The 18745-nt window shown below is 47.8% G+C and carries 13 protein-coding genes; 6 read left to right on the forward strand and 7 right to left on the reverse strand.

From position 1 onward, the window contains the following. Window positions 1-21: 21 nt before the first annotated feature. The 7 genes from HPS57_RS06380 to HPS57_RS06410 all read right to left on the reverse strand — a co-directional run bounded on the left by HPS57_RS06380 (window position 22) and on the right by HPS57_RS06410 (window position 8354). Window positions 22-585 carry a 6-pyruvoyl trahydropterin synthase family protein gene (locus HPS57_RS06380; RefSeq protein WP_172181298.1) on the reverse strand — a complete coding sequence of 188 codons (564 nt, stop codon included), beginning with the start codon at window positions 583-585 and terminating at the stop codon, window positions 22-24. 1076 nt (window positions 586-1661) lie between these two features. Then, window positions 1662-3434 (reverse strand): 30S ribosomal protein S1, encoded by a 1773-nt coding sequence (gene rpsA, locus HPS57_RS06385; protein WP_172181300.1) that lies wholly within the window; start codon window positions 3432-3434, stop codon window positions 1662-1664. 201 nt (window positions 3435-3635) lie between these two features. After that, a complete protein-coding gene (locus HPS57_RS06390) occupies window positions 3636-4088 on the reverse strand; it encodes a hypothetical protein (RefSeq protein WP_172181302.1) in 453 nt (150 codons plus the stop codon). A gap of 24 nt (window positions 4089-4112) precedes the next feature. Beyond that, window positions 4113-5255, reverse strand: a complete 1143-nt coding sequence (locus HPS57_RS06395) for a cytochrome d ubiquinol oxidase subunit II (protein ID WP_172181304.1) — start codon at window positions 5253-5255, stop codon at window positions 4113-4115. Continuing rightward, complete coding sequence (locus tag HPS57_RS06400; RefSeq protein ID WP_172181306.1) at window positions 5252-6820, reverse strand: cytochrome ubiquinol oxidase subunit I; 1569 nt, start codon at window positions 6818-6820, stop codon at window positions 5252-5254. Before HPS57_RS06400 ends, HPS57_RS06395 begins: the two co-directional genes overlap by 4 nt. A gap of 66 nt (window positions 6821-6886) precedes the next feature. Beyond that, complete coding sequence (locus HPS57_RS06405; RefSeq protein WP_172181308.1) at window positions 6887-7099, reverse strand: DUF4492 domain-containing protein; 213 nt, start codon at window positions 7097-7099, stop codon at window positions 6887-6889. Window positions 7100-7187: 88 nt separating this feature from the next. Next, on the reverse strand, window positions 7188-8354 hold the full coding sequence (locus tag HPS57_RS06410; protein WP_172181310.1) for an MFS transporter: 1167 nt from the start codon (window positions 8352-8354) through the stop codon (window positions 7188-7190). A gap of 265 nt (window positions 8355-8619) precedes the next feature. Between HPS57_RS06410 and HPS57_RS06415 the strand changes: the two genes are divergently transcribed. The 6 genes from HPS57_RS06415 to HPS57_RS06440 all read left to right on the forward strand — a co-directional run bounded on the left by HPS57_RS06415 (window position 8620) and on the right by HPS57_RS06440 (window position 18675). Beyond that, window positions 8620-8835 carry a hypothetical protein gene (locus tag HPS57_RS06415; protein ID WP_172181312.1) on the forward strand — a complete coding sequence of 72 codons (216 nt, stop codon included), beginning with the start codon at window positions 8620-8622 and terminating at the stop codon, window positions 8833-8835. 1471 nt (window positions 8836-10306) lie between these two features. After that, entirely contained in the window at window positions 10307-11620 is a 1314-nt protein-coding gene (locus HPS57_RS06420; RefSeq protein ID WP_253946487.1) for a glycoside hydrolase family 43 protein, read from the forward strand. A gap of 6 nt (window positions 11621-11626) precedes the next feature. Further along, window positions 11627-12577, forward strand: coding sequence for an alpha/beta hydrolase (locus HPS57_RS06425; protein ID WP_253946477.1), 951 nt, complete (start codon window positions 11627-11629; stop codon window positions 12575-12577). After that, window positions 12574-14997: a glycoside hydrolase family 31 protein gene (locus HPS57_RS06430; RefSeq protein ID WP_172181314.1), complete on the forward strand. Its 2424-nt coding sequence runs from the start codon at window positions 12574-12576 to the stop codon at window positions 14995-14997. Before HPS57_RS06425 ends, HPS57_RS06430 begins: the two co-directional genes overlap by 4 nt. A 21-nt stretch (window positions 14998-15018) precedes the next feature. Next, window positions 15019-16986, forward strand: a complete 1968-nt coding sequence (locus HPS57_RS06435) for a glycoside hydrolase family 97 protein (protein WP_172181316.1) — start codon at window positions 15019-15021, stop codon at window positions 16984-16986. A 27-nt stretch (window positions 16987-17013) separates the two neighbouring features. Beyond that, window positions 17014-18675 (forward strand): glycoside hydrolase family 43 protein, encoded by a 1662-nt coding sequence (locus HPS57_RS06440; protein ID WP_253946488.1) that lies wholly within the window; start codon window positions 17014-17016, stop codon window positions 18673-18675. Window positions 18676-18745 lie beyond the last annotated feature (70 nt).

Below are 18745 nucleotides of genomic sequence, written 5' to 3' on the forward strand. Positions count from 1 at the left end.
GGTGTTTATTGTTTGATATGCTTATTTCTTGTATCCGCATTTAGGACATACACCGTTTTCGTCGAGTGCTATGCCGCAGAGCGGGCAACGGTCAATGCAGTTGTTTGCTGTGTAGTCCTCTGACGCTGCATTGTCGCCGCTGGTGAATGTCAGTTTTACGATGTTCAGCTTGTCCTTCAGCAGCTCGTGGACAATCTTTATCATTCCCTCTACGGTCATCGTTTCCTTTGTCACCACCAGTCGGCAGTCAGGATACGCCTTTGCAAGTTCGGTGTCGAAGGCTTCTCCTTTCATCGTGTTTTGTGGGTGACCGTTCTTAATCCCTTGTTTCTCATAGACGTCAAGGATTGCGGGAAGCAGTGGGTCGTCTTGGCGAAGAATCAGTGCATGATCGAAGTTCTTGATGACATCCCATGCTGTTTTCTTGATTTCATTGCATGGGAAAACCATATTTACACCTTTGTTGACAGAGTCTTCCACCTCAATTGTGAGAGTGCCTGTGTGGCCGTGAAGATACTGCGCCTCTCCTTTGAATCCATAGAAACGGTGAGCGTACTGGATGTCGAATGTAGTAATGCTTCTCATAATCCTAAAAATTTTAATAGTTAATAATTACGTTACTTGTCATTTGACGGTTGCAAAGATATGCAGTATTTCTGGAATATGCAAATTGGTTTTACGGTAATTAACTATATATCATGAGGTTGCGGAAATAATTCAGATGTTTTTTTTATTGTTTGTTTTTGTTTGCTTCTGATAGTGGAGAGTTGTCTCTGTGTTGCTGGTATAATAATAGATGTTGCTTATATAATAAATAACGTGAGTTCGACGAATTTGCAACTATCCAGAAAAATGAAGAAAAACGCTATCAAAGCACCGTGAAACGGTGGCTCTTCGTTAACCCGGTATGCTGCTCAAAGCAGCATGCAGGGTAATACAGGCTCTCCGACAGAGGGTGTGTCAAAACTCAAACCGATGTTTTCAAAAGTTACAATTTGTAAGTTTAGTATTACAAACTACCGCGTAGCGGTTGAAGATAGTAGCCGTGGGTCGCAACCCACGGATTGGAATAAGAGCATCTCCAACCGACCGATTTATCGGTCGAACAATGAGCGAGTTTCCCTTTTGTTCGACCGATCAATCGGTCGTAATTAAACACTTACATTTATATTCCGTGGGTTGCGACCCACGACTACTGTCTTCAACCGCTACGCGGTAGAGGCTGAATGCTCGATTGTTTGAGAATTGTTTCTTTTCTATATTGCAGAGGCTGTACTTACAAATTGAAAGTTTGATTTTTGAAAATGGTCATTTTGACACACCCTCCTCACAGTATCTAAGCAGGCAAAATAACGACTATTCAGGGTGAGGCACCGTTTTACGGTGCAGAATCATTTGTGAGTGACATCCGCGCATGTTCGGCTACGCCTCCATACGTGGTTAACGAAGAGCCACCGTTTCACGGTGCTTTGATGACATCTTCTTGTTTCAACAGGCAAATGCAAATTTGTCGAACTCACGTTAAATAGGTGTGTAACAAAAAAATCCCACTTGTCATGAAACAAGTGGGATTGAATATTTTTTTGATAAGTCTCCTTGCTATGCTTTTTCCGCAATCAGCGGGTTGGGAGCATAGTCATGACACTTTCTCAAAGGCTTGATTATTTGCCCTCCATCTGTGCCTTGAGCTGTGCGAGAGCGTCAAGGTCGCCAAGAGTTGTTGCTGCTGCAACGTTGTTGATAGCAACAGTCTCTTCCTTCTTTGCACGTGGAGCACGTGGAGCGCGCTTCTTAGGCTCGTCAGTACCCTCCTCGAATGTACGAGAGTGGCTGAGGATGATGCGCTTAGACTCCTTAACGAACTCGATAACCTTGAACTCGAGCTCCTCGCCCTTCTGTGCCTGAGTACCATCCTGCTTCTGGAGGTGCTTAGGAGTAGCGAAGCCTTCACCGCCCTCGTTGAGAGTGATAACAGCACCCTTGTCCATCATTTCGGTAATCTTACCTGTATGAACGCTTCCAGGAGTGTAAAGTGTCTCGTATGTATCCCAAGGATTGTCCTCAAGCTGCTTGTGGCCGAGAGAGAGACGACGGTTCTCCTTGTCTATCTCGAGAACTACAACCTCGATAGGCTCACCAACCTTTGTGAACTCAGATGGGTGCTTAACCTTCTTTGTCCAAGAGAGGTCAGAGATGTGGATAAGTCCGTCAACACCTTCCTCGAGTTCAACGAAGATACCGAAGTTAGTGAAGTTGCGAACCTTAGCTGTGTGCTTAGAGCCTTCCGGATACTTAGTTGTGATAGCCTCCCATGGATCTTCCTTAAGCTGCTTTGTGCCGAGAGACATCTTGCGCTCGTTGCGGTCGAGAGTGAGGACAACAGCCTCTACCTCGTCGCCAACCTTCATGAAGTCCTGAGCAGAACGGAGGTGCTGGCTCCAAGACATCTCTGAAACGTGGATAAGTCCCTCTACGCCAGGAGCAATCTCAACGAATGCACCGTAGTCAGCGAGAACGACAACCTTACCCTTAACGTGGTCACCCACCTTGAGGTTCTCGTCAAGAGCGTCCCATGGATGTGGAGTGAGCTGCTTCAGGCCGAGAGCGATACGCTTCTTCTCGTTGTCGAAGTCAATGATAACGACATTGATCTTCTGATCGAGCTCAACAACCTCGTGTGGGTTGCTTACGCGGCCCCAAGAGAGGTCTGTGATATGGATGAGTCCGTCAACACCACCGAGGTCAACGAATACACCGTAAGAAGTGATGTTCTTGACAGTACCTTCGAGAACTTGACCCTTCTCGAGCTTGGAGATGATCTCCTGCTTCTGCTGCTCAAGCTCTGCCTCAATGAGTGCTTTGTGTGAAACGACAACGTTCTTGAATTCCTGGTTGATCTTGATAACCTTGAACTCCATTGTCTTTCCTACGAATACATCGTAGTCGCGGATAGGATGAACGTCAATCTGTGAACCAGGGAGGAATGCCTCGATGCCGAATACGTCGACAATCATACCACCCTTGGTGCGGCACTTAACGTAGCCGTTGACAACCTCCTCAGACTCGAGAGCTGCATTGACGCGGTCCCAAGACTTGGTGAGGCGTGCCTTCTTGTGAGAAAGGATAAGCTGACCCTTCTTGTCTTCCTGATTCTCAACGTACACCTCTACAGTGTCGCCGATTTTCAGGTCTGGGTTGTAACGGAACTCAGAAGCCGGAATGATACCGTCGCTCTTGTAGCCGATGTTTACGATAACCTCTTTCTTGTCTGCAGAGATTACAGTACCTTCTACAACCTGATGCTCAGAGACCTTGTTAAGAGTCTCATCATAAGCCTGTGCAAGTTCGTCCTTGCTTACATTTACGCTGCTGCCGTTCTCAAACTCTTCCCAGTTGAAGTCGTCGAGTGGCTGCACATTTTTAAAGTTAGACATGTTAATTGAAAATATAAAATTAAATGGTTAAAAATTCGGGACTTATGCTCCTGCATCATCAGCATTGCTGCTTCTGAACGGACATAGTTTCCCCTAACAGGGTGCAAAGTTATAAAGAAAAACCGACATGCGCAAGGATTTTTGCAATAAATTGCTGTTTTTCTTGCGATTATGCCGGTTTGTATGCTATAAATCAGTCCATCATATACTTTCCAAGTGCGAGAAGATGACATTCACCACCAAAACTATCGCTATGATTGCCACGAAATAAACAATTACTGCATTCTTCCAGTATCGGGGATGTGCTTTAAGTTCTTTTCTGACTTCAGTGCATATCTTTTTCCCGTCAAAGCCAAGAGGGATTACCATTCCCAACATACCACAAACGGTAAAAAAAATGATGATGATTTCTTCCCATATGTTCCTGTAATGCACATAACCATCCTCCTTGGTTGCGGCGAATAACACACCGAATATCAGGGATATGCAAGGAATGACAACTATGACATAAGTCCTATTGTCAATCCATCTGTTGTCCCATTTATTCTTTAGCATCCAATCATAAATCCTGACATAGATGATTTTTTGAATCATCACTATCGGTCTGAAAAAGTTGTGTATGCCTGAAAATAGCCTCGTATAATGCCCAAACATAATGCCTTTTGGTTAATCGGCCTGTCAGTATGACTCCTCCGTCTCAATCTCTTCGTGGGTAATCTCCCGGCTGTCGATTTTGCGCCATGCGTAGATGATATAGGCGAGGACAAACGGGACAAACAGGCTCACAACCGCCATTGTCCGCAGTGTGAACTCACTGCTGCAGCTGTTCGTTATGGTCAGGGAACTCTGCAAATCAGTGTTGGATGGGTAGTAGGCGGTGTTGTTCCAGCCTGTGGTTAGCAGGAGGGCAAGCACCGTGAGCACAGTGCCAATGCCGGCAGGCCATATACCATAGATATATGTCTTGCTCACAATGGTGCGCCCGATGCCATAAAGGACAAGCACCACACCCACAAGGAGCAGTACGGCAAGATACCACATGTCCATCAGATTGTGCAGATACTTCATCGGTTCCATGAAGATAATGCCGTTCGCAGGGTTCACTGCGTAACCGTCCTTCAAAAGAACATGGACGAGAAAGGCAACAAACAGCACAACAAACAATGCGGAAGTCCCGACAAGCCGTACACTTGCACGACACCGGATGTTCTCATCAGCGACATTGTTCATAATGTATAATATGCCAAGACATTGCGCCAGCAATGCCACAGCACCGCCGAGCACGATATTCCAAATGTCAAGCAGCGCATCGAGTCCGTGGCTTGCGTTCGCCCAAGAACTGATTACGGGCGAGAACTCACTGATGATATTGTTCTTCTCCACAATGAAATTAGAGCCGTTGAAGAAGGTCGCCACAGCACCGCCGAGGAGCAACGGGCCGACAATGCCATTGATTACAAGGCATATCTGAAATGTCCTTGCACCGAGGAAGTTGCCGAGCTTGTTCTGGAACTCATAGCTCACCGCCTGTACAACGAATGAGAAAAGGATAATCATCCACAGCCAGTAGGCGCCGCCGAAACTTGTACTGTAGAACAAAGGGAACGATGCGAAGAACGCTCCGCCAAAGGTGACAAGCGTTGTGAACGTGAACTCCCATTTGCGTCCTGTGGAGTTGACGAGCAACGCCCTTTCCTTTTCGTTGCGGCCGAGGGAGAAGAGCAGCGCATTAGCTCCCTGCACGAACATCAGGAATACAAGGAGCGCGCCGAGGAGTGATACGAGAAACCACCAATAGTGTTGCAGAAAAGCGTATGTCATAGTTCAGGTCCTTTCTTTATTTGTTTCAGCATGATGTTTATTTCCACAGCCAAAAGGGTAGTGAACAGTGCAAGGAAGATGAAGAATGTCAGCATTACGCTGCCGCTTCCCACTGCACTTACACCTGCCCATGTAGGCAGCATGTCCTGTATAGTCCACGGCTGCCTGCCCATTTCAGCGACTATCCAGCCCGCCTCGCTTGCTATGTAGCCGAGCGGAAGCAGCCCGACGGCAGTCCAAAGCAGCCAGCGGAACTTCTGCAAGTCCTTCTTGTAGGCAAGGAACATGATGATTGCGAAGAACGCAATGAACAGTGTGCCCAGCCCGACCATCACACGGAAGGCGTAGAAACATACAGGAATAAACGGCACAAGCTGCGAGCGTTCCTTCACAAAGCCGTAGCCGAAATACGGCATGTTCTCTTTCAGCGACTTGCGCAACTCTTCCGCTTCATGGCTTTTGGCAGCACTTGCGTCTTTTGCCATAAGCGTCCTGTATTCCTTCAGGTCACCGATAGCTTTCCTTCCGCGCTCCATTTTCTCCTCCGCGCTTAACGCCTTTGTGCCGTCAGGCATGGTGTAACCACCGTTGAGAATGTCATTCACGCCCGGCACATAACCGTTCGTGTCGTGCGTTGCGAGCACAGAAAGCATGTAAGGCACGGCCATTTTCATCTTTGGCTCTTCACCTTTCGCATAATCAGGCTGTGAGAACGGGTTGACGAGAGCCATTACTGTGAGCGGTTGTGCCGTCCCTCCGTCATAGAGAGCCTCCATGGCAGCGAGCTTCATCGGCTGCACCTTCGACACCATGTATGCCGAAGTGTCGCCCGTATGGACAGCGAGCAGCGTAGCCACAAGTCCCACGGCGGAAGAAATCTTTATGCTTTCAATGGCAAGCCGCTTATGACGCTTCTTCAGCAAGTACCATCCGCTAACCGCAGTGACGAACAATGCACCGATAATCCATGCCGAGGTGATGGTGTGCATGAACTTGTCAACACCTACAGGCGACAGTGCCACGCTCAGGAATGACGTCATCTCGTTGCGCATCGTGTCAGGATTGAACTCGCACCCCGTAGGGTACTGCATCCATGCGTTTGCCACAAGAATCCACCATGCGGAGATTGTCGCGCCGAGACCCGTGAGCCATGTCGAGGCAAGGTGGAAGCCTCGGCTGACCTTTGTCCAGCCGAAGAACATCACAGCAACGAAAGTGCTCTCCATGAAGAACGCCACAATACCCTCAATGGCAAGCGGAGCACCGAAGATGTCGCCCACAAACCATGAGTAGTTGCTCCAGTTTGTGCCGAACTGAAACTCAAGGATGATGCCCGTTGCCACACCTATGGCAAAGTTCACACCGAAGAGACGCTGCCAGAATTTTGCCGTCTCCTTCCAAAAATCGTCCTTCTTGACATAGTAGAGCGTCTCCGCTATGCCCATGATGACTGCCAGTCCGAGGGTCAGCGGCACAAACAGCCAATGGTAGATGGCGGTGAGTGCAAACTGCGCCCTTGCCCAATCCACCGCGGCGATGTCAAAGTTAATCAATGTGTCTGTCATAAAATCAGGTATGTTTTATTTGTTTCTTGCTCTTTTCGGCACATCGCAAATCTGTCGCAATGCTTGTCATTTCAGCACCTCTCCTGCCACAAATTCCGCTTCCTGCCCACGTGGAGCGTTCTCCTTGATGAAGTTTGGGAAGAAGAACCATTTCAGAATGGCAAAGATTATTATCAGCTTTATGATGACAAGCCCCCACAATGTCCTCCCAATGGTCATCTGCCGGAAGCCGTCAGCATAGAGTCTCCATGTCCTGTAAATGATGTTTCCGCTTTCCATGTACTTCTGTATATAGGTTTCGTCTGCAAATATAAGCAAAATTATTGGTTCTCACAAGAAAAACATGAAAAAGCTGCTGCCACATGTTTCATCTTTGCGGTCTGAGGATTCTCCATGACACCAGGGCGACAACCATACAGAAGGCGGCAATCCCGGCAAAGGAAGTGCCCAGCCCGTAATGCTTGGCTACGAAACCTATGGCTACCGGACCGAGCAATATGCCTGAATATCCGAGGGCATTGACGACACTTATGATCGATGAGACCTCCATACCTTTGATTGAACCTGCAAAGGACACAAGCTGCGGAACGATGTTTGCTGCTCCCATTCCGACCAAGGCAAAGCCTACGATTGTCGCCATAACGTGGTTGATGGTGACCACAAGGACAAAGCCGAGGGACACCAATGCTGCACCGATGGCTACGACATTCCTGCGCCCAAGGCGCTCGATTATGGTGTCGCCCGACAGGCGCACCACGGTCATCATCACGGCAAATGCGGTGTAGAAGAAGCCGGCCTGCGCCATGTCCACACCTCTCTCCTCGCTGACAAAGATTGCCGCCCAACCCATGACCGCACCTTCGGAGGCATACATGATGAAGCATAGCAGTCCTACAACGATCACCATAGGCGGGACATACAGCTTTTTCGTGCTCGGTTTTTCCACCGGTTCTTCCGCCTTAAGCTCTTCGCTTGGCAGCAAATCCCTGCATCCGAACACCATGGCTGCCATGGTGAATGCCATGCAGAGCACGACAGACCATAACGGGGCAATGCCGAGAGTGAACAGGACGCTCATTGCTCCGGCACCAATCAGTGTGCCGAGGGAATATCCGCCATGGAAACCTGACATGAGATGCCTGCCGGTTTTCCGCTCGATGGCTATGCCGTTGACGTTTGCCGCGACATCTATCGTGATTGTGCACGCACCGAACACAAGCAGCATGCAGCCTGTCAGCCATAGGTCGGCAAGCAGGCTGATGGCCAGAAGTGCGGCAACCATAAGCAATCCGGACACATGCACCACTTTCTTTGCTCCGAACCTGTTGACCGAAAGCCCTGCAAACGGCAGGGCGCATATAGAGCCGAGTCCGCTGCAAAGCATGAGAAGCCCTAACGTGCCCTCGTCTATTGCGAAGGCATTCTTGACATAAGGGACAAGAGGTGCCCACGCTGCTTCGATGATTCCTATTATCATGAAAGCCGTGCGGTTGGCTACAAGCATGTGCTTGTGCTGGTTGTGAAGTATATTCATGATTATGTGTTTATTATTAAAAGATGTGTCGTAAGATAGGATTTGTCCGCAAAGTTAATGCTTCTTTTTGTAAAAACAAGCATGGGATGTTGACAATCTTGTCTTTTCAATGCCGAATTTTGCATTTATCAAGGGTTCAACGGGAGGAAAGATGTGTCATGGTGCAGATTAGCTTTACACCGTTTTAATAATCAAACAGTGTGAAAAAAACTATTACTGTGTCCGCTAAACATATACAACACATTATCATTCATCTGTTTCAGTTGTGACAAGCCCTTATCCTCGCATACAGCAACAGGCATCCCGAACCAAAGGCATCCCGGAACATCGTTGTGACAAGTCCCTATTCTCGCAACAGCAACAGGATTTCGCTGCAAAGTGTTGCGGAGCCACAATCCTCATGGTAACCACCGGCTTCAGCCGTGTGGCTATAAACAGAATAGCTCGCCTTGTGTGGTGGAACCACACTCCTTTATTGTGAGTGTAAGGAAATTGAAACAGAAAGGAGTGTGGCGCTGCCACACAACTAATGGAGATTATCACTAATCCACACGGCTAAAGCCGGTGGTTACCATGAGGATTGTGGCTCTGCCACATTTTATGCGAAACATTTCGTATGAAAATTTGATTTCACAACAACTTGTGGAGTTTTACCGGACAGTGTGAAAAAAATGAGTCAAAAAATCCCGTTGCGCCCCGTGCGCATCCTGCTTCATGCATTGGTTGCCATGGCTTTCCGACTGTGGCAGATATGTTGTCTTTTTAGAAAACTCATGCCCATAAACCGCCAAATAAATCGCGTAGAAAAAAGAAAGTTTCAAAAAGTCCTGAAAATCGCAAAATTTTCGCATTTTGCTTAATTGGTTGTTACTTAATGGTTTATGGCAAATGTTGCTGTTCGCGTTGCCGGTTGCTTGTGTAAATGGTAACCTTTTACCAAGTGAATGGTTACCATTTATGCTGTCAATGGTAACGAAATGCAGTGTGAATAGTGGCGTTTTTCACCTCTTTTTAGCACAAAAACAGCCATGAACAGTTGTTTTGACCATGAAAAACGGTTATTTTTGGGTTGTTTGTTCTTATTATGATAAATAGAACATTAGAAAACTCATGTCATTTTTTCTTGTCTTGAAGGTATGGCTTTAGTGGCATATTTATCAATGCCGGCTCTTGTTTTTTTGCTTTTGTGTAACATATTCAAAAGTATGTGCAACATGGGTGCAAGTGGGTTTTGAAAATAAGCATTAACTTTGCAACCGTATATCAGTAACTATTGTAAATTGCTTTGTATTTGAATTATCAGAATAAGTTTTGTATTATATATAATAGGTGTATTTGTTTTTTTTAGTTGGTTTTTAAAAGGCATTGGGATACTTTTTGTGAAAAAAGTTACCAATAGCCTTTTTGTGTAACATATACTAAAGCATGTGCAACATTAGTGTAAGTGAAATTCAAAAATAAATATTACCTTTGCAACCGTATTAAAGATAGTTCTTTTAATGGATGCTGTGGTTATGGTGGTTTTGTCGGATTGTTTTACCTATGGACAAAGGAGGATGCGGAACTACCATAATATATTAAGTAAGGCCAAGGGCAAATGCCATTTCTCTTTCCTATTGGCGAATCGAGATTTGTGCCTGCATGAGGTGACAATATACAAGTTGGGAAAACGAATGATTTGATGTTCATAAAATAAGTTTTGTTTTATAATAGTTAGTTAGTGGATTTATTTTTAGTAAATCATTGTGAAAAGGCATTGGGACGCTTTTTGGGAAAAAAGCCAACAATGCCTTTTTTGTAACATATAATGATAAATATGAAACATGCGGACAAGTTTTTTTGAGAAAAAAACATTAACTTTGCAAACGTGTTAAAACTGATAAGCTATCAAACTTTTACAAACAGAATTTATGAAACCAAAAACATTTTTGCATACTGTGATTGCAGGGCTCATGGCAGTGTTGCCATTGAGTGTGTCTGCGCAGCAGATGCCTGTCGTGCAGACAAAGTACACGGCTGACCCCGCGCCTATGCTTCACAATGACACAATATTCCTTTATACCTCGCATGATGAGGACAATGCCGAGGGATTCCTGATGAAGAACTGGCTGCTGTACACCACTACCGACATGAAGAACTGGCAGGATCGTGGCATTGTGGCAGGGCTTGAGAATTTCGAATGGTACAAAGGCGACAATGGCGCTTGGGCGATACAGGTGGTGGAGCGCAACGGCAAGTTCTACCTTTATGCACCGATTCACGGACATGGGATAGGCGTTCTTGTCGCCGACTCGCCTTATGGACCGTTCAAAGACCCGCTGGGCAAGCCGCTTGTGTGGCAGAAGGAGCATTGGGAGGACATCGACCCGACGGTGTTCATAGATGACGATGGTCAGGCTTACATGTATTGGGGCAATCCTAATCTTTATATGGTGAAGCTGAACGAGGACATGATTTCCTATTCCGGGGAAATCGTGAAGCATCCGAAAATAGAGGATTATCAGGAAGGACCGTGGATGTACAAGCGCGGCAAATACTATTATCTTGCGTTTGCCTCAACGTGTTGTCCTGAGGGCATAGGCTACGCAATGAGCAAGAAGCCTACAGGGCCGTGGCAATACAAAGGACACATCATGAACCATACTGAGCGCACGCGTGGCAATCATCCGGGCATAATCGACTACAAAGGCAAGTCGTACGTGTTCGGACAGAACTCCGATTTGCTTAAGCTGGACATGCCGGAGTACAAGGAGCGCCGTAGTGTGAGCTTTGCGGAGATGCACTATAATCAGGACGGCACCATTCAGGAAGTGCCTTATTGGACGGACAACACTGTGGAGCAGGTTGGGTGGCTTGACCCTTACCGGCTCAATGAGGCGGAGAAGATGCATTGGGGCTTTGGCTTGAAGACTGTCGCCAAGAACCCTTGGTCAAGGACTGAGCGTTGGAATCAGTGGGTGACAGGCATAGATGACGGCGAGTATATCATGGTCAGCGGTGTGGATTTCGGTGACGGTGCCAAGCAGCTGGCGGTCAATGTCCGTGCCTCTTTGTTTGGCGGAACCATCGAAGTGCGTTTGGATGATGTTGACGGTGAGAAGGTAGCGGAGGTCATTGTCCCTTGCACAAAGCTGAAGCAGGAGGAACTGCGTGCCTATGTCAGTTCTTCGGCAAAGGGCGTGCATGACCTTTATTTCGTGTTCAAAGGCGGAAAGCGTCAGCAGCGCAACCTTATGGACTTTGATTCATGGCAGTTTTTCAAATAAAATAATATGAATCGGAAACTCGTTTTGATATTGTTTCTGTCGGCGATAATCATGCCGATGCGTGCGCAGTTTGGCTTCGGCGGACAGCAGAAAGAAGTGGTGAACATGCACTGCTCCAAGAAAATTGCCGATGTCAACTATGCTGATGACGGGCAGGTTTATCATACAATGGACATCTATCTGCCAGAGAAAAAGGCTAAGAAATATCCAGTTGTGATACATATCTATGGCAGCGCATGGTTCAATAACAACGGCAAGGGTAACGCCGATTTGGGTACAGTCTGCTCTGCCTTGCTCAATGCAGGCTATGCTGTTGTCTGTCCCAACCACCGTTCGAGTGGCGATGCCCATTGGCCCGCACAGATTCATGACATAAAAGCGGTGGCGCGTTACCTCCGTGGCAATGCCGGAAAGTACAGGCTTGACTCGGATTTCATAGCCGTTTCGGGTTTCTCTTCCGGCGGTCATCTGGCATCATTAATGGGAGCCACTTCAGGAACAAAGGCTGCTGTTGTCGGTGATTATAAGATAGATTTGGAAGGAAATGTGGGTAATTGCACCGGTGAGAGTAGTAGTGTAAATGCTGTTGTCTCATGGTCGGGACCGATAGATGTTGAGGCAATGGACTGTGGAGGCCGTCCGGATGGCATAAAAGGCTCACCTGAGGAAGCCTTGGTGGGCAAGCCTTTCTCCGAAGAGACATACGGACAATATGCCTCTGTCTCTTCTCCTTACTACGCAAATGCCGGTGATCCGCCGTTGCTTGGTTTCCATGGCACTGCCGATAAAGTGGTTCCTTACTGCCAGGCGGAATCATGGGCAAGTAAATATAAGGCTGCCGGTGCGACGTTTGAGTTTGTTACTGTTGAAGGTGGTGTCCACGGAGGTAACATGTACTCAGAGGAGAATCTTGCACGAATGATAGAATTTCTAAATAAACAACTAAACCTGAAATGAAGAAATATGTGTTTTATCTGCTCTTGCTGTTCAGCACAACTGCTTTTGCGCAAGAGCGAATGAGAGTGGAAAGCAATAATGGGACAGTGGCGTTGGAGTGGTATGCCGACGACATTGTGCGTGTTGTTAAGACCACAGACGGAAAGGAGTACAGCAAAAAGAGCCTTTCCGTTACGGCAACTCCTGTCGCTGTAAAGGCGAAAGTGAATAATGGCAGTGATGAGTATGCTGCCACAACATCGAGATTGAAGGTCACAGTATCAAAAGACGATGGTGTTGTCCGCTTCTATGATGCTAAGGGCAGGCTTATAGTTTCAGAGAATGGCAGTGCAAGTTTTACTCCTGCCAAGGATGGTGACCGCAAGACTTATTCCCCAAAGCAGGGTTTCGGCTTGGAGAGTGATGAGGCTGTCTATGGTTTGGGCATCCTGCAGAATGGCAAGATGTCACAGCGCGGTGTGAGGAAGGTGCTCTGTCCGGGCAACACAGAGGATGGTGTGCCTTTCATACAGTCAGTGAAAGGTTATGGAATCTATTGGGATAACTATTCCGCAACAGAGTTTGCGGATAAGGATAATGTGATGTCCTTCAAGTCTGAAGTTGGCGATGCGGTGGATTATTACTTCATGTATGGCGGTTCGGCTGACGGCGTTGTGGCAAAGATTCGTCAGTTGACAGGCGATGCGCCTATGATTCCACTTTGGGCATACGGCTTTTTCCAGAGCAAGGAGCGTTACAAGAGCCAAAGGGAAATAGTGGATGTGCTGCATCGCTATCGCAGTGCCGGCATACCTATCGACTGTATGGTACAGGACTGGCAGTATTGGGGAAACAACTATCTGTGGAACGCCATGGAGTTCATGAACGAGGAGTTCTCCAATCCACAGGCAATGATTGACGACATTCACAAGAACAATGCCCGTTGCATCATCTCTATTTGGTCTTCTTTTGGTCCTATGACCAAGCCTTACAGGCAGTTGGATGAGAAAGGACTGCTGTTCAACATAGAGACATGGCCACAGTCAGGCATAAGCCATATATGGCCTCCGCGCAAGGACTATCCGAGTGGTGTGCGTGTTTATGACTGTTATAATCCTGAGGCGCGTGACATCTATTGGAACAACCTCAAGCGTTTGTATGACCTGAAACTTGACGGTTGGTGGATGGACTCCACAGAACCTGACAATTTCTATGCAACGGAAAGTGACTGGAACCGTAAGACAGCCCTTGGAACATTCCGCAGTGTGCGCCTGGCTTATCCGTTGATGACTGTCGGCGGTGTCTATGACCATCAGCGTGCAACGTCTGACAGCACACGAGTGTTTATCCTTACTCGCTCCGGTTCTTTCGGACAGCAACGTTATGCAAGTAATGTTTGGAGCGGTGATGTTGTATCAACTTGGGAAATGCTTCGTAGCCAGGTGCCTGCCGGACTGAACTACTCGCTCACAGGAAACCCATATTTCAATTCCGACCTTGGCGGATTCTTCGCAGGTTCATATAACAGAGCATGGAAGAACAAGCCGGCATACGAGAATCCTGCTTACCATGAGCTGTATGTGCGTTGGACGCAGATGGGTGTGTTCACACCTATGATGCGCAGCCATGGTGCTGATGTTCCGCGTGAGTTCTATTACTATGGCAAGGCTGGTGAGCCGGTTTATGACGCGCTGGTTAATGCCGTAAAGCAGCGTTACCGCCTCTTACCTTATATATATAGTACCGCATGGCTGGTGAGCAAGCACCAAGGAACATTCCTTCGTGCTTTGATGATGGACTTTGCAGATGACAAGAAGGTTTGGGATATTGCCGATGAATTCATGTTTGGCGATGCGCTTCTTGCAACACCGGTGCTGAAAGCCAACTACACTCCGGAGGTCGTGCGTAAGGACAAGGACGCAAATGCCGGTTGGGACAAGAACACCGGAAAGACATCAATCGAGAACCTTGACAATGTAGACTTTACAAAGAAGTACGCACATACCGTTTACCTTCCTGCCGGAACTAAGTGGTATTATTTCCATACCGGCAAGCAATATGACGGTGGAAGTGAAGTTTCACTCGACCTGTCTTTGGCGGACAATCCGTTCTTTGTACGTGCCGGAGCGATTGTTCCGATAGGACCTGATGTGCAGTGGACTACGGAGAAGGCATGGGATGACCTTGAACTGAAAGTCTATCCGGGTGCAAACGGCAAGTTCACTCTCTATGAGGACGAAGGCGATTCTTACAACTACGAGAAGGGACAGTACACAGAGATTCCTATAACATGGAATGATAAGTCACGCACCCTGACCATAGGCAGGCGCAAAGGCTCTTATCCGGGAATGATTGCAAAGCGTTCGTTCCGCGTAGTGCTGCCGGATGGCGCGGTGAAGAAAGTTGCGTACAGTGGAAAAGCTGTCAATGTTAAGTTCTAATAATATAAAAAAAACAAGATAATGAGAAAAACATTTTTTGCGGCAGCATTAGCATCGCTGTTATCAATGCAGGCGAATGCAGAGGAGAATAAGATTACATCACCGGACGGACGGTTGGTTGTCACTGTGAACGACGATGGCGGCAAGCCGACCTATGTGGTTGATTATGATGGAGTAAGGATGATGACCCGCTCCATGTTGGGACTTGTTTCCAGTCACGGAGATTTCTCACAGGGGCTGAAACTCAAAGGAGTGGAGCGCAAGGACAAGGTCACAAAGGAATACGACCTGACACGTTCCAAGACATCACACATTAAATACGTCTCAAACAAACTTGACCTTAACTACGAGAATGCGGACGGCAAAGGCATGACAATCTCGTTCAGTGTGGCAGACAACAGCATTGCCTACCGCTACACACTGCACCGCCCGAAGAAAGACCCGATAGGTGTTTACATCAAGGAAGAGAAGTCTTCATTCAATTTCCCTGAGCAGACAACCACATTCCTTACACCGCAATGCAAGCCACGTTGGGGATTTGCGGCTTCAAAACCGTCATACGAGGAGGACTATGAGGTGGATCAGCCGATAGACAAGCCTTCACGTTTCGGTGAGGGATACACGTTCCCGGCATTGTTCAGGATAGGCAATGACGGATGGGCACTTGTCAGTGAGACCGGCACAACAAGCGAATATTGCGGTTGCCGCCTGTCAGACTACAACAAGGATGGTGGCTATCGTGTTGCATTCCCGCAGCAAGGTGAGAACAACGGCATAGGCAGTGTCGAGCCGGCATTGGGCTTGCCTGCCTCTACACCGTGGCGTACAATCACATTGGGCAAGACACTGGAGCCTATTGCGGAGACGACAGTGCAGTTTGATGTGTTAGACCCACTGTACAAAGCCAAGTACGACTACAAGCCGGGACGTTACACATGGAGCTGGATTCTGTGGGGCGACGGCGCTACACGCTACAATGAGCAGGTGCAGTTCATTGACCTTGCAGCGACCATGGGCTATGAATACTGTCTTGTGGATGCTTTGTGGGACACACAGATTGGTTATGACAAAGTGGAAGAACTTTCACGATATGCGCAGAGCAAGGGCGTTCACCTGCTTCTTTGGTATAACAGCAACGGTGCTGCAAACGATGCTCCGCAAGGACCGCGCAACATAATGAACAACCCAATCCGCCGCAAACAGGAGATGGCATGGATGCAGAAGCATGGCGTTAAAGGCATAAAGGTAGACTTCTTTGGTGGCGACAAGCAGGAGACAATGCGTCTTTATGAAGAGATACTGACCGATGCCAACGACTACGGTCTGCAGGTTATCTTCCACGGCTGCACACTGCCACGCGGCTGGGAGCGCATGTATCCGAACTTTGTTGGCAGCGAAGGCGCATTGGCATCAGAGAACCTGAACTTCATGGAGTCACATGCCAAGAGCGAGGGCTTTGAGATGTCGCTGCATCCATTCATACGAAATGCTGTCGGTGCGTTCGACTGGGGCGGCGTTTTCCTTAACAAATACTTCAGCCGTGACAACAAAAGCCGTCATCCACGCTATTCTTCTGACATCTTCGAGTTGGCTACTGCCATTACAAATCAGTGCAGTGTGAACTGTATGGCTCTTACTCCTAACAACCTGACTGACGCTCCGCAGCTGTCACTTGACCTTGCCCGCATGATGCCGACGACATGGACAAAGACAAAGTTCATCGACGGTTATCCTGGCAAATATGCCGTTATCGCACGCGAGAACTCAGGCAAATGGTATGTAGGTGGTATCAATGGCACTGACAAGAAGATAAAACTCACTCTTTCGCTCCCGATGTTTGCAGGAAAGAAGGTGACATATTACTTTGACAATCCACGCAAAGAGGGCGAGATTGTGCCTGAGCCGGCAAAGAAAACCTTGTCTGTGGACAAGAAAGGTATGGCAACTGTCACAATCCAGCCTATGGGAGGAATCATCATAACAGAATAGAACACATGTTAACCACTAATGAAAAACATGATAAGAAACCTGATTAAATCATTGGCATTGAGCGTGATTGCGGTATTTTCAACTGCTGTTTCCGCACAAGAAACATACCGCAATCCCGTCATCTTTGCCGATGCTCCCGACATGAGTGTGTGCAAGGTGGCAGACACTTACTATATGATAAGCACCACAATGCACCTGATGCCCGGCGGTCCGATAATGAAATCGAAGGACATGGTGAATTGGGAAACCATCAGCTATGTGTTCGATCGCATTGATGACGGTGACAGATACAATCTCATTGACAACCAGACCGTTTACGGACAAGGACAGTGGGCGAGCAGTCTGCGTTACCACATGGGCAAGTTTTGGGTGTGGTTCACTGCCAATGGAGCACCAGGCAAGGGCTTTGTCTACTGTGCTGACAAGGCGGAAGGTCCTTGGACGCTTGTAGCCCGTCCGCCACACATGCACGATGCTTCGCTGTTTTTCGATGAGGACGGTAAGAAATACCTATTCACAGGGTCAGGAGGCTGCACCGTAGTGGAGCTTGATGACAACTTCATGCCGAAGAAAAATGGTCTGAACAAGCATATCATTGATGGCAAAAGTGATCCGGAAGAGAACGGCGCATTGCTTGAAGGAAGCAGCGTGATAAAGCATAATGGCAAATATTACGTGTGCATGATTTCCATGAAATGGGGCGTTCCGGGGCGCGTGCGCCGTGAGGTGTGCTACCGTGCCGACAGAATTGACGGTCCTTATGAGAAGCATATAATCCTCGAAACTCCGTTTGAGTCCTATGGCGGTGTCGGTCAAGGCTGCATTGTCGGTGACGACCAAAGCGACAAAGGCTGGTGGGCTTTGATATTCCAAGACCGTGGCGGAGTGGGGCGTGTGCCTTGCGCAATGCCTGTAACATGGGTGGACGGCTGGCCGATGTGTGGCGAACTGAATGAAGGTGTGGACGCAAACGATGTCAAGGCGTGCCTTAATCCTAAGAACTACCACATCCCGAACGACATTGCAAAGCATCATCCGTCGCTCAAAGGTATCATAGGCAGCGATGAGTTTGCCAACGCAGAAAAACTCTCACTCTATTGGCAGTGGAACCACAACCCTGTCGATGAAGCATGGAGCTTGAGCGAACGTCCCGGCTTTATGCGGCTGAAAACCTCACGTGTTGTAAAGACTTTGCAGCTTGCCCCTAACACTTTGACACAGCGCATGGGCGGTCCGGAGTGCACGGGAACTGTCTGCATCGATGTGGAGAACATGAAGGACGGTGACCATTGCGGACTTGCGGCGTTGAATGGTGACAGCGGAATCCTGCGTATCGTGAAGAAAGGCAGCAGGTTTATCTTGCAGTTGGTGGAGGAAAAAGCAGTGTTCAAGGGCCGTATGATAGAGCGTTGCGATGAGGAAATCCTCATGCAGAAGACATTGACTTTCAAGAAAAAGCAAAAAATGGTCTATCTCCGTCTGCACGGTGATTTCAATCCGGGACGCGACATGGCACAGTTCGCTTACAGCCTTGACAACAACCGTTGGGAGAATGCCGGCAGAGAGATAAAGATGACATTCGACTATACGCGCCATTTCATGGGTTCAAAGTTCGCTGTCTTCAACTATGCAACAAAGAAAACCGGTGGCTATGTGGATGTAGACTGGTTCCATTACGAAGAGGAATGACAGTAAATGACTGACGGAAAATATTCAGTTGAATACAGAACGCTATAAAATAATTAGGAATAGTTTATGT

It is taken from the genome of Palleniella intestinalis (assembly GCF_013166595.1).
GTDB lineage: Bacteria > Bacteroidota > Bacteroidia > Bacteroidales > Bacteroidaceae > Prevotella > Prevotella intestinalis.